At 60.9% G+C, this 22,294-nt stretch carries 19 protein-coding genes; 9 read left to right on the top strand and 10 right to left on the bottom strand.

All coding sequences use genetic code 11. The annotated features are described in order from the left end of the window. Positions 1-8: 8 nt before the first annotated feature. Positions 9-896, top strand: a complete 888-nt coding sequence (locus RBB49_RS06675) for a LysR substrate-binding domain-containing protein (protein ID WP_306141936.1) — start codon at positions 9-11, stop codon at positions 894-896. A 62-nt stretch (positions 897-958) separates the two neighbouring features. On the opposite strand, the gene RBB49_RS06670 is transcribed toward RBB49_RS06675, so the two are convergent. The 8 genes from RBB49_RS06670 to RBB49_RS06635 all read right to left on the bottom strand — a co-directional run bounded on the left by RBB49_RS06670 (position 959) and on the right by RBB49_RS06635 (position 8,968). Continuing rightward, entirely contained in the window at positions 959-2,677 is a 1,719-nt protein-coding gene (locus RBB49_RS06670; RefSeq protein WP_306141935.1) for a methyl-accepting chemotaxis protein, read from the bottom strand. 191 nt (positions 2,678-2,868) lie between these two features. Further along, entirely contained in the window at positions 2,869-3,762 is an 894-nt protein-coding gene (locus tag RBB49_RS06665) for a DMT family transporter (protein ID WP_306141934.1), read from the bottom strand. Positions 3,763-3,774: 12 nt separating this feature from the next. Then, entirely contained in the window at positions 3,775-4,506 is a 732-nt protein-coding gene (locus RBB49_RS06660; protein WP_306141933.1) for a TenA family protein, read from the bottom strand. A 69-nt stretch (positions 4,507-4,575) separates the two neighbouring features. Beyond that, positions 4,576-5,610 carry an aspartate-semialdehyde dehydrogenase gene (locus RBB49_RS06655; RefSeq protein ID WP_306141932.1) on the bottom strand — a complete coding sequence of 345 codons (1,035 nt, stop codon included), beginning with the start codon at positions 5,608-5,610 and terminating at the stop codon, positions 4,576-4,578. A gap of 106 nt (positions 5,611-5,716) precedes the next feature. Then, complete coding sequence (locus RBB49_RS06650) at positions 5,717-5,854, bottom strand: hypothetical protein (RefSeq protein ID WP_306141931.1); 138 nt, start codon at positions 5,852-5,854, stop codon at positions 5,717-5,719. Between the two features lie 135 nt (positions 5,855-5,989). Continuing rightward, complete coding sequence (locus tag RBB49_RS06645) at positions 5,990-6,733, bottom strand: aspartate/glutamate racemase family protein (protein ID WP_306141930.1); 744 nt, start codon at positions 6,731-6,733, stop codon at positions 5,990-5,992. Positions 6,734-6,756: 23 nt separating this feature from the next. Beyond that, positions 6,757-7,893, bottom strand: coding sequence for a Xaa-Pro peptidase family protein (locus tag RBB49_RS06640; protein WP_306141929.1), 1,137 nt, complete (start codon positions 7,891-7,893; stop codon positions 6,757-6,759). After that, the gene (locus RBB49_RS06635; RefSeq protein WP_306141928.1) at positions 7,886-8,968 is read right to left on the bottom strand and encodes a pyridoxal-phosphate dependent enzyme; all 1,083 of its coding nucleotides are present in this window, start codon (positions 8,966-8,968) and stop codon (positions 7,886-7,888) included. Before RBB49_RS06635 ends, RBB49_RS06640 begins: the two co-directional genes overlap by 8 nt. 154 nt (positions 8,969-9,122) lie before the next feature. Here RBB49_RS06635 and RBB49_RS06630 point away from each other — a divergent pair, with 154 nt between their 5' ends. Together RBB49_RS06630 and RBB49_RS06625 are read left to right on the top strand one after the other, a co-directional pair. Then, positions 9,123-9,455 (top strand): helix-turn-helix transcriptional regulator, encoded by a 333-nt coding sequence (locus RBB49_RS06630; protein ID WP_306141927.1) that lies wholly within the window; start codon positions 9,123-9,125, stop codon positions 9,453-9,455. Between the two features lie 22 nt (positions 9,456-9,477). Beyond that, positions 9,478-9,981: an arsenate reductase ArsC gene (locus RBB49_RS06625; protein WP_306141926.1), complete on the top strand. Its 504-nt coding sequence runs from the start codon at positions 9,478-9,480 to the stop codon at positions 9,979-9,981. Positions 9,982-9,989: 8 nt separating this feature from the next. Here the strand turns inward: RBB49_RS06625 and RBB49_RS06620 are convergent, their stop codons facing one another. Then, on the bottom strand, positions 9,990-11,189 hold the full coding sequence (locus RBB49_RS06620) for a multidrug effflux MFS transporter (protein WP_306141925.1): 1,200 nt from the start codon (positions 11,187-11,189) through the stop codon (positions 9,990-9,992). Between the two features lie 230 nt (positions 11,190-11,419). Between RBB49_RS06620 and RBB49_RS06615 the strand changes: the two genes are divergently transcribed. After that, positions 11,420-13,639, top strand: coding sequence for an esterase-like activity of phytase family protein (locus RBB49_RS06615; RefSeq protein WP_306141924.1), 2,220 nt, complete (start codon positions 11,420-11,422; stop codon positions 13,637-13,639). Between the two features lie 1,000 nt (positions 13,640-14,639). Beyond that, a complete protein-coding gene (locus RBB49_RS06610) occupies positions 14,640-16,535 on the top strand; it encodes a methyl-accepting chemotaxis protein (protein WP_306141923.1) in 1,896 nt (631 codons plus the stop codon). Between the two features lie 40 nt (positions 16,536-16,575). On the opposite strand, the gene RBB49_RS06605 is transcribed toward RBB49_RS06610, so the two are convergent. Then, on the bottom strand, positions 16,576-17,454 hold the full coding sequence (locus RBB49_RS06605; protein ID WP_306141922.1) for a LysR family transcriptional regulator: 879 nt from the start codon (positions 17,452-17,454) through the stop codon (positions 16,576-16,578). 104 nt (positions 17,455-17,558) lie between these two features. Here RBB49_RS06605 and RBB49_RS06600 point away from each other — a divergent pair, with 104 nt between their 5' ends. The 4 genes from RBB49_RS06600 to RBB49_RS06585 are packed head-to-tail and all read left to right on the top strand — an operon-like array spanning position 17,559 to position 22,286. Beyond that, positions 17,559-19,004: an aldehyde dehydrogenase family protein gene (locus tag RBB49_RS06600; RefSeq protein WP_306141921.1), complete on the top strand. Its 1,446-nt coding sequence runs from the start codon at positions 17,559-17,561 to the stop codon at positions 19,002-19,004. Then, positions 19,004-19,981 (top strand): membrane dipeptidase, encoded by a 978-nt coding sequence (locus RBB49_RS06595; RefSeq protein WP_306141920.1) that lies wholly within the window; start codon positions 19,004-19,006, stop codon positions 19,979-19,981. Before RBB49_RS06600 ends, RBB49_RS06595 begins: the two co-directional genes overlap by 1 nt. A gap of 41 nt (positions 19,982-20,022) precedes the next feature. Beyond that, positions 20,023-21,663 (top strand): hypothetical protein, encoded by a 1,641-nt coding sequence (locus RBB49_RS06590; RefSeq protein ID WP_306141919.1) that lies wholly within the window; start codon positions 20,023-20,025, stop codon positions 21,661-21,663. After that, positions 21,660-22,286, top strand: a complete 627-nt coding sequence (locus RBB49_RS06585; protein WP_306141918.1) for a DUF3726 domain-containing protein — start codon at positions 21,660-21,662, stop codon at positions 22,284-22,286. Before RBB49_RS06590 ends, RBB49_RS06585 begins: the two co-directional genes overlap by 4 nt. The last annotated feature ends 8 nt before the right edge of the window (positions 22,287-22,294 follow it).

Below are 22,294 nucleotides of genomic sequence, written 5' to 3'. Positions count from 1 at the left end.
AGGTCAGTTTGCCAAAGCGTCCCTATGATCTGCCGCCCTTGAATGCGCTTCTGAGTTTCGAGGCTGCCGCGCGCCATGTCAGTTTCAAGGCGGCGGCGGCAGAGTTGAACGTGACGCCTGCTGCTGTCAGTCACCAGGTGAAATCGCTGGAACATGACCTGAAATGTGCGCTTTTTCACCGGCATCACCGGGGCGTGGAACTCACGGAAATCGGCGCTTATCTGTTCGTGGCGCTGCAGCGGGGGTTCGAGGAAATCGGAGATGCGCTCGATCAGCTTCGTGCCAGGGTCTCAAGAGCATCTGTTACCGTGGGGGCCACCACGGCAATGAGTGCGCTATGGCTGACGCCGCGCCTGGCGCAGTTCTGGAAATCTCATCCGCACATATCCGTCTCTCAAATCGTCAGTGACACCGGTGAGGGCGGCGGCGACTGCGATTTGAGCATTCACTATGGAGACATGTCCCGCGAAACCGGGCCGTGCCGGGCTCTGTTCCATGACCGGATTTCGGCCTTGGGGAGCCCGCGTTTCGCCGAGCAGAACCGGCTGGAAACGGTTGCGGACCTTGCCGCGCTCCCGCTGATCCACCTGGATTCGGCGGGGACCGACTGGACGGACTGGCAGGACTGGTTTGCCGCGCTTGGCTATTGCGGAACGTTGCGCAACGCACATCGGGTCAACAACTACGTCATCGCCTTGCAGGCGGCGCAGGACGATATGGGTGCGGTTCTGGGCTGGGAGGGGCTTACAAGGCCGTTCGTGGAAAGCGGCAGGCTGGTGAAGCTTGTGCCCGAAACGGTGTCCTCGCCGCGCGTATACTTCGTCAAGCTGCACCCGCACGCGTCGGAACAGGCCAGGCTTGTGTTCAAGTGGCTGGCGGACGGGCCCGGCTCCTGAAGAGTCAAAAAAAACACGGGGGCAAAGTGCCCCCGTGCCGGATCTGCGTCTGCGGACGTTTCCTAGGCAGCAGCCACGTTGCGCAGGAAGGTCTCGACTTCCTGCTTCAGCTCTTCGGTCCGCGAGTTCAGCATCTCGGAGGCATCCAGAACCGATTGCGAGGACTCCGATGTCTCGTTCACCGTGCCGGACAATTCGGACATGCGCGAGGATACGAAGGTCGTTCCCTCGGCCGCCTTTTGTGCGTTCTGGGAGATCTCACCGGTCGCCGATCCCTGTTCGTTGACGGCGGCGGCAATGGTGCTGGTGTAGGAGTTGACCTCTTCCATGATGGTGGTGATTTCGGCAATCGCGCTGACGGATTCCTTGGTGGCATCCTGAATTGCAGTGATCTGTGCTCCGATTTCTTCCGTCGCCTTGGAGGTCTGCGTGGCGAGTTCCTTCACCTCGGCGGCAACAACCGCAAAGCCCTTGCCGGCCTCACCGGCGCGGGCCGCTTCGATCGTCGCGTTGAGCGCCAGCAGGTTGGTCTGCTCGGCAATCGCCTGAATAAGCGTGACGACTTCCCCGATCTTGGACGCGGAAGACGCCAGCCCCTCGACCTTCTCGTTGGTGACGCGGGTCCCCTCGGTCGCCCGGCTGACGACTTCCGTGGTCTGTGCAACCTGGCGCGAGATTTCACCGATCGATGCCGATAGTTCTTCCGCGGCACTTGCGACTGTCTGAACGCTGGACGTTGCATCGTCCGCCGAATTGAGTGTCTCGATCGCACCGGACGCGCTCTGGCCGGAGAGGTCGGACAGACGGCCGGCGGTGCCGCCGAGGTTCTGGACGGTATCGTTGACCGAGTTCAACACGTTGGAAACGTTGTTGCGGAAGTCCTCGATCAGGGTCTGAACGACGTTCTGGCGGTCGAGAGTTGCAGAGTCGTTTTCGCGCTGCTGCGCCGCGAGCGAAAGGCGCTCCGCCGCGCGGTTCTTGAGCCCGTTGACGGCCTGCGCCAGCATGCCGATCTGGTCGGTCCGGTCCTTGAAGGGAACTTCGTCATCGAGATTGTCCTGGGCGATCTGCGACGTGATTTCCGCAAGCGCGGTAACCGGGCGCAGTTGCCGGCGGATCGCGAAGATCAGCAGCAGAACGGAAATGACGACCACGGGCAGTGCCAGCATAGTGTAGTCACCCATCAGTTCCCAGACATTGGCCTCAACGGCGGCTTTCTCCACCCCGGCGTAAAGAATACCTGTGATCTTGCCGGTGCTGTCAAAGATCGGCTGGTAGACGGTGAAGTAATCCTTGCCGAGAATGGTCGCCTGTCCGTGGAACGTGTTACCGCTCATGATCACGGGGTAAACCGCGCCGTTCTGGCCAAGCGGGGTTCCGACCGCTCTTTTGCCGTCGCCCTTGATGATATTGGTGGTCTTGCGCCAGAAGTCCTTCGTTTCCGGGTCCCACTGGAAAACAGTTGCGGTTTCACCGGTCATCCGACCGATGGAATCGATCATGGTGTGATCGTCTTTGAAAACCGGAAACTCGGCCAATTCGATGCGTGTCACGTCACCGGTGCTTGTCCAGTTGACCTTTGCACCCTCGACGCGGTCCTGGAAGATCGTCGCCGCAACCCGGAGGTTGACGTCCTGTTTCTTGATGGCGGCGGTCTCGGCCTGACCGAGCGCGACCTGGTACAGGATGATGCCGACGACGAACATGGAAATTGTCAGGACACCGGCGGAAACAATAGCCAGCGTCGACGTCACGCTCAGGCGAGCGAAAAGACTTTTCATGGAATACCCCTTTTGCCTCTCCTTAGGGGATGTACGTAATTAAAGTAAATTTTGAGCAAACGTATTCAGCTCTAAGTCATTAATTTCAAAGGTCTGTGGAAAAAATTCATGCCGACTTTCATGAAATTTTCTCGTGAAAAATACTGATGTGCCAGGCGAAGGAAATCAGCGTCGACCGTCGCGCAAGCCTTTCAAAACGCAAATAGAAGAGCGCTGCCGGCAACGACGAGAAACGCACCGGCCCAGGCACCCAGCGCCGGAAATTCCCCGGTCCGCCACCACATCATCGGCAGCATAATTGCAGGTGTCGTTGCCGAGAGCGTCGCAATGATGCCGACTTCGCCGCCCGACAGTGCGAACAGCAGCAGCGTCATTCCGAGGCCCATTCCGAGCATGCCGGAGAACGCGATGATGCCGACGATGGGAACCGTGAAGCGGCCCGCCGGTTTGACCCAGTTGAAGGGAAGCCGCATGAGAATCACAAGTCCCATTGCCGCGACACCAACCCGGATACTTGATGCGGCCACCGGGTCCACTCCCGCTTCCATCACAGGCCGGGCAATGAGGGAGCCGATAGATTGCGACAGGGCTGCGACGAACCCAAGCGCGATGCCGATCCAGACCGGCCCTCTGATCGTTTCCCACTTGTGTAGCTGCGATTTGCGTTTGCCGAAACGAATCGCAAGCAGGACGCCGGCGAAGATCGTCATGATCCCGATGGATTGCATGCCTGTCAGCGTCTCATCAAGTATCAGCCAGCCGAGGATCGCGGACAGCGGCGCATTCAGGGAAAAGAGCATCGCTGTGCGGCGCGGACCCATCCGGTTCAAGGTCAGGAAAAGGGCCGTGTCTCCGGCAAAAATGCCGATAAAGCCGGACAGGACCAGGGGTATCAGATGGTCGTTTCCGATCGTGCCCCAGCCACCTGCGACCGCAACCCACAGGCACAGCATGAGTGTCACCATGACCATGCGCACGCAATTGAACGCGATCGCGCCCAGATGCTGTGCAGGGCCGGCGGAGAGCAGTCCCGTCAATGCCCAAAGCGTGGCCGCGCCGAGCGCAGCGGCTTCGTAGATATACATGGCTTTGTTCTTTTACGCTGCGCCAGGGTGCGCAGGAGGTTGCCCGGTCCAGGCTGTTTCGAAAAAGTCCCGCTCCAACACGCTCATTTGCCTGAAGAGGCCGGCCAATCGCTCTTGCATTTCACCGGTCAGGGACGGGCCGATCCGGTCCAGTTCCAGCCGGATCCAGTTGACGAAGTCCTCGAAGCCCGCGACCGCGTGGAGGTCGATCCATTCAGCGAGATAGAATTGCGCCGGCTTTGGCTTTTGTGCTTCGCGCTTGCCCCAGGTGAGATAGCACCATTCCGCGCACAAGAGGCACGTCAGCCCTTCCGGATAGGTGCCGTCGCCCGACGACTTGAGAAGCAGGTCCGCGAAGGATCGGGTCACCGGTCCCTGCGCCGCACGCATATAGGTTTTCTGAGCAACGCCAAGCGCTTCGAAAGAGCGCAGGAAGTAGTCGTTTTCCTCCGACGTCAACAAGGCGAGAAAGGCCGACAGGCGAGACTTGGCCGGCATGTCCGGAGCCTTGGCGACGAGGAAACCCAGGGTCGAGGCCAGATCCGTGATGAACGTATAGTCCTCTATCAGATAGCGGGCATAGGCCTCATCCGGCATGGTCCCGTCACCGATCGCATGTGTGAACACATGACCGGTGGCCTCGGACCAGAAGGGTTCGGCCCGCAGCGCGAGCCAGTCGGTGAACCGGGCTTCGGATACGCTGGTCCTATAGTCGTCAAACGACCGGGTGAATGGCGCAGGCATGGGCAAGCGGCGCTTTCTGAAATGTCGGCGGGAAACTGGCGGGCGCTTCGCGGCGCCCGCCGAAAGAGATCACGCGGCAGCTTTTTTCGGAGTGATCAGGCCGCGGTTCACGAGGACTTCGGCGATCTGGATCGTGTTCAAAGCCGCACCCTTGCGCAGGTTGTCGGAGACGACCCAGATGTTCAGACCGTTTTCGACTGTCGCGTCTTCGCGGATGCGCGAGATATAGGTCGCGTCTTCACCAGCGGCTTCGTACGGCGTCATGTAGCCGCCGTCTTCATGCTTGTCGATCACGAGGCAGCCCGGCGCTTCACGCAGGATGCTGCGCGCCTCGTCGGCGGAAATCTCGTTTTCGAATTCGATGTTGACGCTCTCGGAATGGCCGATGAAGACGGGAACGCGGACGGCCGTGCAGGTGACCTTGATGCCCGGGTCGAGCATTTTCTTGGTTTCCGCCAGAACTTTCCATTCTTCCTTGGTGTAGCCATCTTCCATGAAGGTGTCGCAGTGCGGAATGACGTTGAAGGCGATCCGCTTCGGGTACTTGTTCGGCTCGATCGGGTCGTTCACGAAGACAGCGCGGGTCTGGTTGAACAGCTCTTCCATCGCTTCCTTGCCGGTGCCGGACACTGCCTGGTAGGTCGACACGACGATCCGCTTGATCTTCGCATGCTCGTGCAGCGGCTTCAGCGCCACGACCAGCTGTGCCGTCGAGCAGTTCGGATTGGCAATGATGTTCTTCTTGGTGAAGCCGGTGATGGCATCGGCATTCACTTCCGGAACGATCAGCGGCACGTCGGCGTCGTAACGCCACGCCGAGGAGTTGTCGATCACGACACAGCCCTTGGCGGCGATCCTCGGTGCCCATTCCTTGGAAACGGAGCCGCCGGCGGACATCAGGCAGATGTCGGTGTCGGAGAAGTCGAAATTCTCCATCGCCTGAACCTTCAGCGTCTTGTCGCCGAAGGATACTTCCGTGCCCTGGGAACGGCGCGAAGCGAGGGCGACGACGTCATCGGCCGGAAAGCCGCGCTCGTCCAGAATGTCCAGCAGTTCCCGGCCAACATTGCCCGTAGCGCCTGCAATTGCGATCTTGAAACCCATTTTCGGTCTAGTCCTTGTCCGTCTCCCCGCTTCACCGGCTGCCCGGAAGAGGGCTCGCCGGCTCTCGGCGCCTCCCATCCCCGGGGAGGCGGGATGAGCGGCACCGTCAAGCGGTGGTCTTGGTTGTCTTTGTTGTGTGTTTGAAAGCGGTTACGGCAGCCGAACGGGTCTCGCCGCGCAGGAATGTCGCGCTGGCAAGAGCCTTGGTCATCATATCCAGAATGTCGGCGCTGAGCCGGTTCATCGGGTGCTCGCAATCGTCAAAACTTGAGACGGCGGTGTTTTTGCCCGGAAATCAGCCGAAGTCAACACGCAAACCTGCGAATCGGAAAGATGACGGTCGAATTGTTGCCCAAACGCTGCGATTGGCGTGGCCGGGTCAGCTTTCGAACAGTTTTCCGGGGCCGGACCCTGCAGTTTTCAGGCCTGCCAGGGTCATCATGTGCCAGGCAAGAGCGAGGTTCGAGCTGATCACCGGCTTGCCCAGTCTTTTCTCGCACGCTTCAATTACCGGAAAGGTGCGCAGGTTGGTGCAGGAGGCGAACACGGCCTCCACTCCGGTGTCTTCCCCGATCGCCTGAACGGCCTGCTCGACGGATTGCGGGGAAATGCGCGCGACTGTCGCTTCCTCGGACTGACCGAATGACCCCACCTTGAGCGGATCCAGACCCGCATTTCGCAGGAGATCAACGACCGCTTCCGAGATTTCGGCGATATAGGGCGTTACAACGCCGACCCTGGTCACGCCGAGATGCTTCAGCGCGGTGATGACCGCTGTCGCGGGATTGGTCACGCGCGCAGTGGGATGTGCCTTCCGGATGGCGGTTTCAACGGCTTCTGAGCCAATCACCGTCGATGCGGAGGTACAGGCATAGCCGATCACGTCGAGGGGGCGGTTGCCGGGAAGCAGGGCGGCCGTGTCCGTGAGGCTGGCCTTCATGCGCATCAGCGTTTCCCCGTTGACTTCCGGGCCGCTCGGGATGCGCGCGTGGTAGAGCACCACGTCATTCAGATCGAAGAGCGGGCGGAACTCCTTTTCAATCGTCTCGTCGGCCTGAAGCACGATCAGGCCGAGCGCCGCCCGTGAGCCAAGACCCTCGTCGCATTCGAATTGCAGTTGCAAGCGCTTCTCCCGGTGTGTTTTCCCTAAATGAGCGGTATGTCTTCCGGTGCCGGCGTGCTGAGGAACTCGGGCGGCCCGTCCCGCACGACAATGTTCTCCTCATGCACCATCATCTTGCCGTTTCCAAGATCGATGCTCGGCTCCAGCGTCATCACCATGTTTTCCGTCAAACCGGTCGTGTCAAATCCGGTGATGGACGGCATTTCGGTGAGTTGCATGCCAAGTCCGTGACCCAGTCTGCCGACGTCGCCGTCGTCCTGGCCAAGGACGGCGGTCATGGCGCTGAAAAGATCCGCGCAGGTTTGTCCCGGACGGGCGATGTCAGCGGCTGCCTTCACGGCGCGGACAAGTTTCTCATGGGCGGTACGGACCTCATCACTTGCGCTGCCGATCGCAAAGTTTCGGTCGAAGTCACAGAAATAGCCGTTCTTCGTCGCCCCGGTGTCCAGCATGAGGATGTCGCCTGCCTCAAGTTGCCGGTCCGTCGGCGGAGAAATGACGTCACCGTAGCCGCCCTGTCCCGCGCCTCCCACAAGATAGGGGACATCGTCAGCGCCCTGGCGCAGCAATTCGATCCGGAACGTGCGGAAGACCTCCTTGAGTGATTGTCCCTCGTGGAAAAGGGTTGCGGCATTGGCAAAGCCGGCCGACCCGATCCCGCAAATCTCCCGCAGCAGAGCGATCTCGCGTTCGGATTTCACCATGCGCAGCTTCATCATCAGGTCGGAGGCATCAACGAATTCCGGGTTTGCAAGGCGGGCGGTCAGTGCCCGGAAGTCGCGGAGCGGCATGCGCATTGCGCTTTCGCGGCCCATCGGCATGCCGATCTTGCCGTAACCCGACAGGCAGTCTGCCAGAAGCGAAACGCCATCGTCTGTCGGGTGAGGCGCTGAAAATGTCCGGATGTCATCGATCCAGGTCGATGCCATCAGGTGCGCGCCGATCTGGGGGATGACGGCAATCGGTTTCCCGGATGCAGGCACGACAAGAAACCATGGGCGAGTCGGGCTTTGCCAGAACAGCGTCCTGAACCCGGTGAAATACCGCACTTCCGCCTCGGTGGTGAAGAACAGCGCGTCGAGACCGTTTGCCCTCATCGCGCGCTGCGCCCGCTCCAGTCTTTCTTCAAACTCGGCTTCCGGAAAATCGGGTTCAGCCATGTTCCGGGCCTTCCGAAAGGTAGCAAAGGATACGAGACTGCGCGGTCAGGCCCAGGTCTTCGAATTGGCCCCTGGCATGATGAAGCGCCGCGACACCGGCTGCTCCCGACGGTGTGGTGGCGAGGTCGTGATCCTTCAGCCAGGCAACGGTCTCGTTCGCCTCTTCATCCGTGATGATGGCGAAGCGGTTCGCCTCCCGGGCGAGAAACTTCAAGGCCAGATGGGAAGGCTCCTTGCAATCCAGGCGGCCCATGTTCGAAACCGGGCCCGGAGCGAGGACAGGTTTGCCGGCTGCAATGCTCGCCTGTAGCGCGGGGGCAGCCTCCGGTTCCACGACCACAATGGTTACGTCATCTCCCCAGCTTGTGCGTGCGCTGGAGGCGCAGCCCGCGGCGAGGCCGCCAACACCAGCCTGCAGAAAAACGTGGGTCGGCGGCTCCGGGATCTGGTCTTCGATCTCGGTTCCCATGATCAGATAACCTTCCATCACGTCCCGTCCGGGCGCCGTCATGCCGGGCCATGTGCTGTCGGACAGAAGTTGCCAGCCGTTTTCGTCCGCCTGCCTTGCGGCCTCGGCCATGCTGTCTTCGTAGATCGCCCCGGCGCGGACGACCCGCGCGCCGCGCTCCCGTAGTCTGTCCGCAAAAGCCTCCGGCACGGTTTCAGAAACGAAGACCACTGCCGCAGCGCCGAACATCCTGGCTCCTTCGGCGAGAGACAGCCCGTGATTGCCCGCGCTGGCGCAGACGAAGGTCGTGCCGTTGAGCGCGGATGCCGGATCGCTGGCCGCACCCGTCTCGATTTTTGCGAAGGCCTGCTTGGCGATCGCGTAGGCTGCGCCAAGCGCCTTGAAACTGCCGAGACCCAGACGATTGCGTTCGTCCTTTATGTAAAGAGCGCCGATCCCGAGTTCCGCCGCGCGTTCGGGAAGGTTCAGCAGCGGAGACGGCGTGATGCCGGTGACGCCGGCAAAGAAGTAGCGCTCCGGACCCAAAGATCGCGAAATGTCGCCGGAGGCCAGCTCCGGATTGGTGCCCAGGCCCTTGCCGAGCCACGCGTTCGCGAATGTTTTCATGGGGTTCTTTCTCCGTCCGATAGCGCAGATCAACAGGTCGGACGGAGGAATACAAGAGCGCTTCAAAAAATGCGGCAATCTGAACAGGCCGCGTCTGAGCCCGTCCGAAAATCTTCCACTTGTAATATACCAAGAAATCAAGATATCATGAATTATGGATATAAATGATGCATTGAGCGCGTTTGGTGCGCTGAGCCAGAAAACCCGCCTGGATGTGTTCCGGCTTCTGATCAACGCCGGCCCGGAGGGCATGAGTGCGGGAGACGTTGGAGAGGTTCTTGGCGTTCGCCAGAACACCATGTCGGCCAATCTTTCGATTCTCCTGCAGGCCGGGCTGGTTCGAAACGAGCGCGACGGGCGTTCGATCCGATATTTTGCAGATCTGGATGGAACGAAAGATCTGCTGACTTTCCTCATGGCCGATTGTTGCGGCGGTCATCCCGAGCTGTGTGCCCAGGTGATGGAAACAGTCGAGTGCCGAAAGTAATCACGTATTTCGGGAGATTTTGATGTCCGGCGAAACCTATAATGTCCTGTTTCTGTGCACCGGCAATTCGGCGCGCTCGATCATCGCGGAAGCGATCCTGAACCGGGACGGGCGCGGCCGTTTCAAAGCGTTTTCGGCGGGGTCGCTCCCTGCCGGATATGTCCATCCGGAGGCGCTGGCGCTCTTGAAGAAGTTGAACTTCAAGACCGAGGATTTCCGGTCAAAGGACTGGTCCGAGTTCGCTGAGGCCGGTTCGCCGGTGATGGATTTTGTTTTTACCGTCTGTGACAATGCAGCCAAGGAAACCTGCCCTGTCTGGCCCGGGCAGCCGATGTCCGCGCATTGGGGGGTTCCCGATCCGGCTTCCGTCCACGGCAATGAGACAGAAAAACGACTGGCGTTCAGTGACACGTTCCGCATGCTGAACAACCGCATTTCGATCTTCATCAACTTGCCGCTGTCATCGCTCGACAGGCTTTCACTGCAGGAAAGGCTCGACGAAATCGGAAGCAAAGCGCCTGCCTGAAGATTTCCTCAGGCCGGCGCCTTGGCTTCCGGTTGTGGCCGGAGCGTGAGCAAAGCCAGAATGAACGCGATGAAGGCGCACGCGGCGACCGCCCCGACAAGGGGCAGTGCCGTCCTGTCGAAAAACGGGCTGCAGATCAGGATCATGACTCCGCCGGCCACCATCTGAAAGGTCCCGCCGAGGGAAGACGCCATTCCGGCATGCTCGCCGTGTTCTTCCAGAGCCATGACCATTGTCGGGGCGATCACGAGGCCGAGGCACGCGTTCCCAAGGAAGAACATCGCCATCAGGACCGGAAGGTCATCGAAGCCGAGCCAGACAAGTGCGAACAGGGACGATGTCGCCAGGGCAAAACCGCACACGGCCCAGAAGGCGACGCGGCCCATTCCGTATTTCTGGCCCAGGCCGGCGGCGAATTGGGAGGCTGCAAAGAATCCCACCGCATTGACCGCAAAGACAAAAGAGAATTCCGTCGGCGAGAGCGCATATTGTGTCATGTAGACCAAGGGCGCCGACGCGATGAAGACGAAGAAGCTCGACAGCGCAAAGCCGCCGATCATCGTCAGTCCCATGAACCTGAAGTCTTTCATGAGAAAGATGGAACTGCGCAGGAGAACCGCCGGTTTTACGGGTACCCGCCGGTCCTGCGGCAGCGTTTCGGGAAGGCGCAGGGCTGTGAAAATCATCGCGGCGAGTGCGATCAGACCCAGAGCGCCGAAAATCATGCGCCAACTGGCCACGGAAATGATCATGCTCCCGGTGAGGGGGGCGAGAAGCGGGGAGATGCTGATCACCAGCATCACCAGCGCCATCAGCCGTGTTGCTTCCGTGCCTGTATGCAGATCCCGCACCACGGCGCGGACGATTACCATGGGGGCTGCCGCTCCCAGCGCCTGCACGAACCGTCCGAGCGTGAGCATGGTTATGTCTGTTGCCATCGCGCAGATGACAGACCCGGCGATAAAGACCGTCAGTCCGATAAAGATCGGCGGTCTGCGTCCGGTCCAGTCCGCGATCGGGCCGTAGATGAGCTGTGCCAATCCGAAGGCGATGAAATAGACGGTGAACGTCATATGAGCGCCCGCGTCGTCGGTCCCGAGGTCGCGTACGATCTGGGGCGTTGCGGGCAGGTAAAGGTCAATGGCAAACGGCCCAACGGCTGCCAGCAGCCCAAGAACAAGGGCGGCACGGACGAATCCGATCTGCATGTGAGTTATCCGAGATTGAAATGCGCGCAATCCGCGCAAGAAATTTTTCGTGTTGCAACGTGAGAGAAATGACGGGTGTTGTCCAGTCAATTCTGAAAAGGCAGCCCGCCGGAAGGTGCATATTTTATTCGTGTGGCTGTCATGCAACCTTCATGGAAGTGTCACCGTTTCTGTAATTTCGCCGACTAGCTTGCGCCCACCTCACACCAAAAATACTGGGAGCTAGTGCAATGTCAGATCCTCGCGGATGTTTCCTGAAGAGCGTCAGCCTTGCCGTTCTGGCCGGTCTTGGAACCGTGTCGGCGGCACAGGCGGACTACTTCGAACGGATCAACACCTATCCGGTCTACAAGACCCTGCCGGAAGGTGCCGACAAGGCGACGGAGACCGTTGCGGAAATCATTTATGCTTCCAAGGACGGACGTACACTCGCCTTCACCGACAGCCCGGGCGATGCGATCGTGTTCGTCAACGCCGCGAACCCCCTGAACATCCAGCCCATGGCGCGGGTCGATCTGGGCGGTGAACCGACATCGGTTGCCATGGGCGAGAAGGCCGCCTACGCCGGTGTCAACACCAGCGAAGACTATGTGAACCCGGCCGGTCACCTGGCCGTGATCGCGCTTGACGGCATGGGCATCACCGCGACATGCGACGCCAAGGGACAACCGGACAGCGTTGCCGTTTCCCCGGATGGCAAGTTCGTTGCGATCGCGATTGAAAACGAGCGCGACGAAGATCTCAACGACGGTGTCATTCCGCAAATGCCGGCCGGTCATCTGGCGATCTTCGATCTCGATGAGACCGGTGCACCGACCAACTGCGATGCCGTGCGCATCGTGGACCTGACCGGTCTTGCCGAGGTGGCACCGTCCGATCCGGAGCCGGAATTCGTTTCCATCAATTCTGCCAACCAGGCCGTGGTCACGCTTCAGGAAAACAACCACATCGCTATCGTCGATCTTGCGTCCGGCGATGTCGTTGCCAGTTTCTCCGCAGGTGCCGCGACAGCGGAGAACGTTCCGGTCAAGAAGGCGCGCATGAGCGATGCCTCGGGCAGCAGCGAGAATGTCCTGCGCGAACCCGATGCCGTCGCCTGGATCGACAACGAGCGGTTCGTCACCGCCAATGAAGGTGATTATGAAGGCGGCTCGCGCGGCTTCACGATCTGGAACACGAAGGGCGAGGTCCTGTTCGACAGCGGCAATCAGATGGAACATCTGGGCATGTCGCATGGCCACTATCCGGCCAAGCGTGCCCACAAGAAGGGCACGGAGCCGGAAGGCGTTGCCGTCGGCACGTTTGGTGGTGATACGCTGATCTTCGTCAATTCGGAACGCGGCAACTTCGTGGCCGTCTACAAGGATACGGGCGGCGAGCCGGAATTCGTCCAGTTCCTGCCGACCCATGTCGGCCCGGAAGGCCTGCTGGCGATCCCGAACCGGGACCTGTTCGTCGTCGCCAATGAGGTCGACAGCGCGGAGGACAATGTCCGCTCGCATATCTCGCTCTACAAGTTCGGTGCCGATGCGCCGTCCTATCCGTCCGTCGTTTCAAGCGTCGACCCGGAGAAGGGCGCGCCGATCGGCTGGGGCGCGATCTCCGCGCTTGCGGCGGATCCTTCGGATGCCCACAAGCTTTACGCCGTCAGCGATAGTTTCTACGACGATGCCCGGATCTACACGATGGACATCTCGGCAACACCTGCGAAGATCACGTCCTACGTGACCGTCACCGGGTTCGACCAGGAGAAGCTGGACCTGGAAGGCATCTCGGTCGCCAGGGGCGGCGGTTTCTGGCTGGCTTCCGAAGGTCATCCGAAAAACGAGCGCGAGCACCTGCTTCTGAAGGTCGGCACCGACGGTGCGATCGAGGAGCAGATCACCCTGCCGCAAAGCCTGATCGATCAGGCGAAACGGTTCTCGTTCGAGGGCGTTGCGGAGTTCGAGATGAACGGCCAGTCTCTTGTTGCCGTCGCCGTTCAGCGCGAATGGAATGACGATCCGAAGGGACACACCAAGATCGGGATCTACAATCCTGCCGAAAAATCCTGGGGCTTTGTCCACTATCCGCTCGATGCTCCGAAGAGTGCCGCCGGTGGCTGGGTCGGCCTTTCCGAAATCGTTTCCATGGGCGGTGGCGACTTCGCCGTGCTGGAGCGGGACAACAAGGGCGGTGAGGATGCGGCGATCAAGCAGATCACGGTGATCTCGCTGAAGGATGTCGTTCCGGCTGCACATGGCGATACCCTGCCGGTCCTGAAGAAGCGCTACGCGATGGACATTCTTCCGGCAATGGCTGACGGCAAGGGCTGGATCCTCGACAAGCCCGAAGGACTCGCGATCACGGCTGGTGGTCAATTGATCCTGGTGACGGACAATGACGGTGTCGATGACGCTCCGGGAGAGACTCAGCTTTTCAACCTCGGCCCGGCATCGCGGCTGAATTAAGCCGGACATTCGGTTCCTTACCGGTGAACCCGGCTGCCGCGGCAGCCGGGTTTTTTTGTTGCGGGTGCCGGTCAGGAGAGGCTCATCCCCGACCGGAGAGCGTTACGGCTGCCCAACGACGCCGCGCTGGCCCTGAGCCGGGGCCTGCTGCGAAGCGCTGCCCGGTTCCCGGATCACGTGCGGGACGACGCAAACCTTTGCCGTCATCCTGCGGCCCGGCTCAGTCGGCGAGACGGCCTCCGATTTCCCTCTCCCTGGGGAGAGGGTCAGGGTGAGGGGGTAGATTTCTCGAATAAATGTCGGCGCCTTTCCCCTCACCCGGCCTTTCAGGCCGACCTCTCCCGGCGGGAGAGGTAACAGCATCGGCAGTAGGAGCGATTTTCAATCCACCAGCCTCATCCCGAGCAGCGCGAAAGCGCGTCTCGAAGAAAGGCCGTCAATACAGGAAGCAACGTGACGGCACCTGCTTGCTTTACCGCCGTCATCCCGGACGAACAACGTGAGATCCGGGATCGGTGAGCCGCAGCGTTGCCTGCTGATCAGAGAGACACCGGCCCCCCGGTCCCGGCTCGCGCTGCGCTTGGCCGGGATGACGGCGGTGAGGTGTTTGGAGATCACAAATACGGGCGCTCCATCTGGAGGAATAGCAAAGACCTGCCCCATCAGGAGAGGTAATTGCGCTGATGAGTGGTCCTGCGCTGACGCAACTCCTTCATTGCGAAGGAAGGGCAGGGCGATCCATCGGGCACCTTCGTTCGCCGCCCCGGACCTGAGCCGGGGCCTGCTGCGAAGCGGTGCACTGGTCCCGGATCACGTCCGGGACGGCGCAGTTACACAGGTCTGACCCCCGGGGGCATCGCGCCATGCAGACCAGCCCGGCAGGCGGGCGGTCTTAGCAAATCGGCGCGCTTTCGCCGGATTGGTGGCCGTTTCGAATTTATTGGTATTTTCGGACTAGGTTTTTTTTCAATGCGTTCCAACGCGATTCGGGAGACTTCCTTTGACCATCCGCAAACGGCTTTTTCTTCTGGTAGTTGTGCTGACGGTGCCGATCGTTGCCTGTGCCGGCTGGATCATCCTGTCGGCTTACAAGGACCTCGCGCGGGACGGCGCGAAGCTCGCAAGCCTGCCCGCCCTTCAGGCGCTATGGCAGGACTCCGTTCTGAGGGACGCCGAGAGCCTGCCACCCAGCGTCCTTGCCGACTACCCGGACTGCACGCCTGAAGAGCCTGCAGGTTCAGCCGCCGGAAGACTGAGGCAGGCGCACAGAGCCAGCGCCTGCATCGGCGAAAAGTCCGGTGTCGTGGCCAACAGATCCCAGGAGACCAATTTTCTGGCAGGCCTCGTTGCCGGCCAGCTATCAGACCTTGTCGTGCGCACCAGTGCCCTCGTGCGCAATGGTGAAAGGGTTGCCGAAAACGCACAGCTCAGACACGCCGACACCATGTCGGTTCTGGTCGGAGCGGGGCAGTTCAAGGTGCTCGCGGATACGATCAGCGCAGCAACGCGTGCGGACCAGGGCGCACTGACATCGAGCGAGGAGACGCCGTTCAGCAAGGCGGCGAAGGCTTACCGGCAGGCAAACGGCAAGTTTCAGGGAGAAATGGCGCGTGTGGCCAAGCAGGTCGGCCAGGGTGCCGACGGGACGCAAATCGATCTGTCACCGCTGCGTGCGCGTTTCGGCGAGTTCCTTGCCGCGATCGATGGATTGCAACAGGTCAGCACGGCGGAACTCGGAGCCAGACTGGAGACGATGGTCTGGCAATCGAAGCTGCGCATGTGGGGTGTAGCCATTGCCCTCGGTGTCGTCTTTCTGCTTGCGTTCGGCATTGCCTGGCATTTCAGCAAGTCCATTCTCTACTGCATTCATGCCCTTAACAGCGGAATCCGGAATCTTGCCGACTCTGACGGCCTCGACAACGAACTTCCATTTACGTATGGGCATACCGAGATTTCGGACATCGCCCGGGCGGTCGGATACTATCGCGACCGAACGATTGAGCTGACCGAAGAACGGCAGCGTCTCGAAGGGCAGGCCGCGGCGGAACGCCAGGAGCGTGTCGAAGCACTGATCGAAGGGTTCAGAACCCGAATGACCGATCTGCTGCGCGAGGTGAACGACGCGCTCGCAGACATGAAAAACACGTCCGGAACGCTTGAGGATGTTGCCCAGAACGCCGATCAGCGGGCACGGGACACGGCTGCCGCGTCCTCCGGCGCTTCACAGAATGTCGATGCGGTTGCCGAGGCGGCGGAAGTGCTGGCAAATGACATAACCGCCATCAGCCGTCAGGCGCAGGACGCGACGGATCTCGCGCAGGCGGCAAACCAGAATGCCGCCGCAGCGAACGCCGAAATCGAGAGCCTTTCGGAAATCTCCAGGTCAATCGGGGAAATCGTTTCCCTGATCAACGCGATCGCGGATCAGACAAACCTGCTGGCGCTCAACGCGACCATCGAGGCGGCACGTGCAGGCGACGCGGGCAAGGGGTTCGAAGTCGTCGCCGGCGAGGTCAAGACCCTCGCAGGTCAGACGGCTTCGGCGACGGAGCAGATCACCGGTCAGGTTGAACTGGTTCAGGAGCGCACCGACCGCGTCGTTGAGGCGATCGAGAAGATCATTTCCGATATTGGCGACGTCACGAACTGCACAACGCAGATCGCCGGCGATCTGGAAAGCAAGCGGCAGTCGACGGATGCGATCAAGGGCAACGTTCTTGAAGCGGCAGATCAGACACGTTCGGTTGTCGGCGACATGGCGCAGGTGGAGCAGATTGCTCAGCAGTCGAGTTCTGCGGCTGCCGACATGGGAAGCCGGACCAGCGATGTGGTCAAGCGGACCGAGGATCTGCGCAACGAGATCCGGGATTTCCTGAACGACGTCGCTGCAGCTTAGAGTATCGGGCACACGTACCGCCCGCTGCTCTAGCCGGGCTCTACGTTTCACCCAGTTCGCTTCGCAAGATAAAATCAGCGCATTCGCTCGTCAGATCCCGGAAGCGTGCGCGTTGCCGGACATAGAGCCAGACCTCGCGCTTGTCGGGCAGATCCGGGATCGATCGGAAGGCGGTCGAGTCCGGAATGAAACGGGCGACGGTTTCAGGGAGCACGGTGACCCAGTTTCCGGTCCTGACCATCGTGATCAGTGAATGGGTGTTGTGGATCGTGACTTCGGTGTTGCGGATCGCGTCCACGAGGCTCGGCGTCTTGATCAGGTCGCACAAGGCGTTGCGGATGAACGGGGCCCTCGTGACATCTGCAATCCGGGGTGGGATGCTGCGGGTCATCAACGGATGATCGGCGGCACAAACGAGACCGAACCTGTCCTCGAACAGCGGCGTTGACGTGACCCCGTTGAGTGGATGATGTCCCGACGCGATGCCGATATCGGCCTTGCCCTGGGCAAGCGCGTCCAGCACCTGTTGCGTGTCCGTGTCCCGGAGTTCGACCTTCACGCCCGGAAACATCCGTGTCATGTGTTCCAGAACGGACGGAAACAGGATAGCCGCGACCGAGGGAACAGAGACGATGCGGATCAGCCCCTGCGAGGCGTCCGCTGCCGCTTCAATGCTGCGAACGGTCTGTTCGAACTGGCGCACTTGCCTCAGGGAAAGCTCAAACACCTGCTCGCCGAGAGGAGACAGGCGGTTTTTGCGCTCGCCCTCGAACAGTCTCTTGCCGAGATGGTCTTCCAACTGCTTCAGCGTCATCGATACCGCAGACTGCGTCCGGCCGAGCCGGTCAGCTGCCTCTGCGAGACTGCCTGTCTGGGCCACGGTGCAAAAGCAGCGGAGCATTTCGATCTTGATGGACACAGTTCAGTTTTTCTGAAATCAGATTAAGTTCTTTGAGTTTGACTGATGTCACGCCGGATGTCCATGCTGATCTCGCAACAGATTTTCTGGACCTGGAACCCCACGTGACACACCTCAACCTGATTGCCGGCACCTGGCAGGCCGGGACAAGCGAAATCGAGAACCGCAATCCGTCCGACCTGAGCGATTTGATCGGATTGTTCGCGCAGGCAGGCCCGGATCAGCTTGATCTTACGCTGGAACGTGCGCGCAGCGCCCAAGCCGAATGGGCCTCTTATGGACTGGAGCGCAAGCAAGCGGTGCTGATGAAAATCGGAACCGAATTGATGAGCCGCGCCGAGGAGCTCGGGACGCTGCTCTCGCGCGAAGAAGGCAAGCCGCTTGCGGAAGGCAAAGGTGAGGTCTACCGGGCGGGGCAGTTTTTCACTTACTATGCGGGCGAATGCCTGCGCCAGATCGGCGAGAATGCCGACAGTGTCCGCGACGGGGTCGAAATCGATGTGCGGCGCGAACCCGTTGGTGTCGTGGCCATTATCTCTCCGTGGAATTTCCCGACCGCGACAGCCTCCTGGAAGATCGCTCCCGCGCTTTGCTACGGCAATGCGGTTGTCTGGAAGCCGGCAAACATAACGCCTGCCTCCGCCGTTGCGCTGACAGAGATCATCGAAAGACAGGACATTCCGAAAGGACTGTTCAGCCTAGTCATGGGATCAGGCCGCTCCGTCGGTCAGCGGCTCGTGGAAAGCCCTCTGGTGAACGCGATCTCGTTCACCGGGTCGGTCGCGGTCGGCAAGGGGATCGCGTCATCGGCCATCCAGAACCTGACCAAGGTGCAGATGGAAATGGGCTCGAAAAACGCTCTCGCCGTCATGGACGACGCGAATCTCGATCTTGCCGTCACCCTCGCGCTTGGCGGTGCTTTTGGCGGAAGCGGGCAAAAATGCACCGCTTCCTCGAGACTGGTTGTCCACGAGCGGGTGCACGATGCCTTCGTCGACAAACTGGTGGCAGGTGCCAGGGCGATGACCGTCGGCCATGCGCTTGAAGAGGGAACCCAGATGGGACCGGTCGTGAGCGGCGAGCAGCTGCAGGAGAATCTCGATTACGTGGCGCTGGGCAAGTCCGAGGGAGCCGAGCTCGCCTGTGGCGGTGTACGCCTGGAGCGCGCGCACGAAGGCTATTACATGTCTCCGGGCGTTTTCCTGAACACAAAGAACACCATGCGCATCAACCGCGAGGAAATGTTCGCACCGCTGACAAGCGTGATCAGGGTCGGCAGCTACGATGAGGCCCTGGCGACCGTAAACGACACGCATTTCGGGCTCACGTCCGGGATCGTCACGAAAAGCCTCGCCAGGGCCAACCACTTCCGCCGCAACGCGCGCACCGGGGTCGTCACCGTCAATCTGCCGACCGCCGGAACCGACTACCATGTGCCGTTCGGCGGCCGGGGCGAGAGTTCCTACGGTCCGAGAGAACAGGGCAAGGCCGCAGCGGAATTCTACACGACGGTCAAGACCGCCTATATCAGCGCGGGGGACCCGGACTGATGCGGATCGACGCGCTGCAATACGCCAACTGGTCGGAAAAGATCTTCCGGCAACTGCGCGAAGGCGGCGTCGACGCGATCCATGTGACGATCGCCTATCACGAAAACTTTCGGGAAACCGTGCTCAACTTCGAGAAGTGGAACCGCTGGTTCGAGCAGTTTCCCGATCTCATCATGAAAGGCGAATGGGCCTCGGATATCGACGAGGCGCGGCGCACCGGCCGCACGGCGGTCTTTTTCGGTTTCCAGAACCCGTCGCCGATCGAGGACGATATCGGACTGGTCGAGATCGTGCACACGCTGGGTGCCCGGTTCATGCAGCTCACCTACAACAACCAGTCGCTGCTCGCGACAGGATGCTACGAGAGCGAAGACACCGGCATCACCCGCATGGGGCGTCAGGTCATCAAGGAGATGAACCGCGTCGGGCTGGTTGTCGACATGAGCCATTCGGCCGACCGCTCAACCATAGAAGCCGCGGAGATTTCCGAGCGGCCGATCGCGATCACCCATGCCAATCCGCATGAATGGGCACCGGCGCTCAGGAACAAGCGAGACGACGTCATCCGGGCGGTCACCGGAAATGGCGGCATGCTCGGATTTTCGATCTACCCGCATCACCTGAAAGACAAGTCCGGCTGCAGCCTGGACAGCTTTTGCAGGATGATCGCCCGCACGGCCGACAAATTCGGCGTTGAGCATCTCGGTCTCGGCACGGACCTGTGTCAGGACCAGCCGGACAGCGTGGTCGAATGGATGCGGGTCGGGCGCTGGACGAAGGAAATCGATTATGGCGAAGGCTCCGCGGCGAAGCCCGGATTTCCCGACATGCCCGGCTGGTTCCGCGACAACAGGGACTTCGGCAATATCGAAGACGGGCTTCGCGCGGTCGGAATGAACGATGCCGAGATTGCCGGGATCATGGGGGACAACTGGTACCGGTTCTTCGCCGGAAGTTTCGGGAGGACGCCGCGGTGACACCGGTTCAGCCGCAAATTCCCCGCCGGGACCCTGCAACAATGATGCGGCTCAGCCGCCTCGGTTCACTGCACCAGTGCCGTCTCAGCTTCATGCGGATCCTGCTGCGCCGCATCGCGCGGGAAAACTGGCAGGTTTCACGCCCTGTTTTCGATATCGACCGCAATGGTGTCGGTCGGGCGGTCTATACCGCCAAGGGACCGGAACGGGCCTACTCGCTGGTCGTCTTCGCCCATGATCTGCCGGATGAAAAACGGTCGGACCGGGTCATTGCCGATGCCTGGGACGCGACCTTTACGCTCTTCGACGGTGTTCCGGCCGAAGCGGACCTGGAGCGCCTTGCCGAAAATGTCCCGCTGCAGGAGGCCGGGCGGATCAGCCGGCAGGAATTGTCTCTGTCGCGCGCCAATCGCTCGGTTCGGCTCTGGACACACGTGGTTGACCGGCTGGCATCGGGACAGCAGCCGGACCTTCAGCAGATTGAAGCCGTTGGTTATCTGATGCGCACGACCGCGGTCTATGGGTCAGGCAAATTCGGAGCGGCGGACCGGGACGTGATTGCGGATCGTCAGGAAATGCAGGTCCCGTTCCAGGCTGAAATGCTGTCCGTCTATCTGACAAGAACCTTTGTCCGCGATCTCGTGAACCACATGGCCGGAAATCTCGGCGGGACGCAGGCGGTGCGGCTCGACCCGGCAATCGCGCGGCGTCTGGGAATTGGCAACTCCACCGGTCTTGGCATGGCGCCCTTCATCGTCAATCACCCGATCCTCTTCAACAACTGGATGATGGTACGCGAGGAGGCGATCGCACGCGTGCGCGCCGTGGCGCAGGCCGCTCCCGAGGATGCGGAGATCTTCCGGCAGCTTGTGAAACGAAGCGTGGTTTCCACAGAGCGCTGGCAGTCCGCGCATCCGGTACAACTCAGGAAGCTGGCGGGGCTGAAGGCTGATCTCGAGGCCCTTTTGCAATATCTCCCCGACTGGGATGCGCACGCGCAGCGCCCCTGGAACACGCTGATCGAATGGTCGGAAACGTCTTTGAGCGAAGAAGGGCAGGAACTCGTCGCCTCGCTCATCCTGGAACCCTACGGCGCGCTTGTCGACGGACTGGCGAGTTGCATGGCAGACAGCAATGCGGATGCATTCCGCATCGATGGTTCGATGACCGTGAGCGCGGTCCGGGACCTCTTGCAGGAGAGTTTCGGATGGGCGCAGGCCCTCGACTGGAACGATCCTGCCAACTGCGCGCGCGCCTGGTACGTGTCGGAGGAAAAACTGGAACCGCGCATGGGGGAACGGTTCGAGGAACCGATTGCCGACTATGAACAACCCCTGGCACCTGCGCGTGATGCCGCTGCCGCGGTTCGCGCACTGGACGCATGGGACCCGAAAGACACGATCGCCCGATTTCTCCTGAACCATCCGGAACACCGTCACACCGTCAGGCGGGCCCAGATGGCGCGCGTCGCGCCCTATGGCGAAATCCGCGACAACACAATCAGCGCCTCGGTGATGCCGGTCGACATGCTGCGCGCGAAACTGTCGTTTTTCGGGGCGACGCATTTCGACCCCCGCTCCGATCGATGGGTGCGGATCTGTATGTATGCCGGCGCGCCTTATCCTGAAGACCTCACCCCGGACAATGCCGACCTCTGGGTCTATCCGGAGGCGGGAACATGAAGCTGTCGCTGAACGAAATCGAAGCGACGGCAAAGCGTGCGGCGCGCGGTGCCGGCTATTCCTGGGGTCTGGCGGAAGAAGCCTCCAAGGCGGCCCGCTGGCTCTCAAATCACGGGCAAGACGGCGTGGCCGCATTTGCGGTGCTGCTGGACAAGGGGTTTGCCCGATCGGTGGACCATCGGCCGCTCGCCACGGATGAAATCTGGCAGAGCGACGGGGACCTGTGTCCCCTCGTCACGGGCGCTTTCCTGTCAGACTGCGCACAGAACCTGCGTTGCGGACCGGTCGTCATGCAGCGCGTGGCCTTGCCCCTTTTGATTCTGCCTTTCGCTGCCAATGCGGCGTCGGAATTGAGGTGCTGCGTCAGGGTCGAGATGGACGGCCATGTCGCGATAACCGACGGCGATCACCTCCTTTGCCCCGACATGCTGCCTGAGCTGGCGGAGCGGATAACGGTTCAAACAAGCCAAACGACGCCATCCTGGCGGCAATGCGATGCGCTGATGTGCCCAGACCCGGACAGCTGGGACCGGCTTGCCATGCTTGCGCATCGCACCTACGCGCCGGCCACCGAAGAATCGCGTCTGCGCGGCGCAGGCGCAGGGCTCTCCGACAATGACTGACAGGGTAC

The organism is Roseibium sp. MMSF_3412, from assembly GCF_030733265.1.
In the GTDB taxonomy this organism is placed as follows: Bacteria; Pseudomonadota; Alphaproteobacteria; order Rhizobiales; family Stappiaceae; genus Roseibium.
The sequence above is the reverse complement of the archived record's forward strand: the minus strand, read 5'-3'. Positions and strand labels throughout refer to the sequence as shown.

Bases quoted from the DNA above. Each gene is read 5' to 3' on its own strand.
- RBB49_RS06670 (WP_306141935.1), bottom strand. From the start codon at position 2,677: ATGAAAAGTCTTTTCGCTCGCCTGAGCGTGACGTCGACGCTGGCTATT.
- RBB49_RS06665 (WP_306141934.1), bottom strand. From the start codon at position 3,762: ATGTATATCTACGAAGCCGCTGCGCTCGGCGCGGCCACGCTTTGGGCA.
- RBB49_RS06660 (WP_306141933.1), bottom strand. From the start codon at position 4,506: ATGCCTGCGCCATTCACCCGGTCGTTTGACGACTATAGGACCAGCGTA.
- RBB49_RS06655 (WP_306141932.1), bottom strand. From the start codon at position 5,610: ATGGGTTTCAAGATCGCAATTGCAGGCGCTACGGGCAATGTTGGCCGG.
- RBB49_RS06650 (WP_306141931.1), bottom strand. From the start codon at position 5,854: ATGAACCGGCTCAGCGCCGACATTCTGGATATGATGACCAAGGCTCTT.
- RBB49_RS06640 (WP_306141929.1), bottom strand. From the start codon at position 7,893: ATGGCTGAACCCGATTTTCCGGAAGCCGAGTTTGAAGAAAGACTGGAG.
- RBB49_RS06635 (WP_306141928.1), bottom strand. From the start codon at position 8,968: ATGAAAACATTCGCGAACGCGTGGCTCGGCAAGGGCCTGGGCACCAAT.
- RBB49_RS06630 (WP_306141927.1), top strand. From the start codon at position 9,123: ATGGATATAAATGATGCATTGAGCGCGTTTGGTGCGCTGAGCCAGAAA.
- RBB49_RS06625 (WP_306141926.1), top strand. From the start codon at position 9,478: ATGTCCGGCGAAACCTATAATGTCCTGTTTCTGTGCACCGGCAATTCG.
- RBB49_RS06620 (WP_306141925.1), bottom strand. From the start codon at position 11,189: ATGCAGATCGGATTCGTCCGTGCCGCCCTTGTTCTTGGGCTGCTGGCA.
- RBB49_RS06615 (WP_306141924.1), top strand. From the start codon at position 11,420: ATGTCAGATCCTCGCGGATGTTTCCTGAAGAGCGTCAGCCTTGCCGTT.
- RBB49_RS06595 (WP_306141920.1), top strand. From the start codon at position 19,004: ATGCGGATCGACGCGCTGCAATACGCCAACTGGTCGGAAAAGATCTTC.
- RBB49_RS06590 (WP_306141919.1), top strand. From the start codon at position 20,023: ATGATGCGGCTCAGCCGCCTCGGTTCACTGCACCAGTGCCGTCTCAGC.
- RBB49_RS06585 (WP_306141918.1), top strand. From the start codon at position 21,660: ATGAAGCTGTCGCTGAACGAAATCGAAGCGACGGCAAAGCGTGCGGCG.